Annotated in this window: 1 protein-coding gene; it reads right to left on the reverse strand. The window is 51.1% G+C overall.

Translation table 11 applies throughout. From position 1 onward, the window contains the following. Positions 1-22 precede the first annotated feature (22 nt). Positions 23-546: hypothetical protein (locus tag K5Q58_RS21380; RefSeq protein WP_220755739.1), on the reverse strand; the 524-nt coding region annotated here is incomplete at its 5' end.

Genomic DNA, 546 nt, shown 5'->3' on the forward strand with positions numbered 1-546 from the left:
AAATAATTATGCCATATATGTCCTATTCCTTCTGTCCACCCCCTTTCCTTTTCTTGCTGGTTCCTCCCCCCTCCTCCTCTTCCTCTTCTCTCTCTTTCCCCCCCTCTTTGTTTCCTCCCCTTGTTATTCCCCCTCCCTCTTCCTTTCCTTTCTCTTTTTTTTTTTCCCTCCCCTCCCTCCTTCCCTCCTTCTTTCTTTCTTTCCCCCTCTCTCCTCTTTTCCCTCTTCTCCTTCCTCTCCCCTCCCCCTCTCCTCTTTCCTTTCCCTCCCCCTTCCTCCCCCCCTTTCTTCTCTTCCCTTCTCCCTCCCCCTCTCCCCCCTCTCCTCCTTTTTCTCTTTTTTTCTTCCCCCTCCCTTCTTCCTTTTTTCTTTCTTCATTTATTCTTCTTCTTTCCTCCTTTCCCTTTTCTTCTTCTCTTTCTTCTTTCTCTTCCACCCCCTCTCCCCTTTCTCCCTCTTCCTCCCTCTTCCCGCTGTCTCTTCTCCCCCTCTCCTCTCCCCCCGCACCTTCCTCCTCTCTCGTATGCCGGCTTCGGCTTGAAAAAA

The organism is Shewanella sp. KT0246 (genome assembly GCF_019654955.1).
GTDB classification, from domain to species: domain Bacteria; phylum Pseudomonadota; class Gammaproteobacteria; order Enterobacterales; family Shewanellaceae; genus Shewanella; species Shewanella goraebulensis.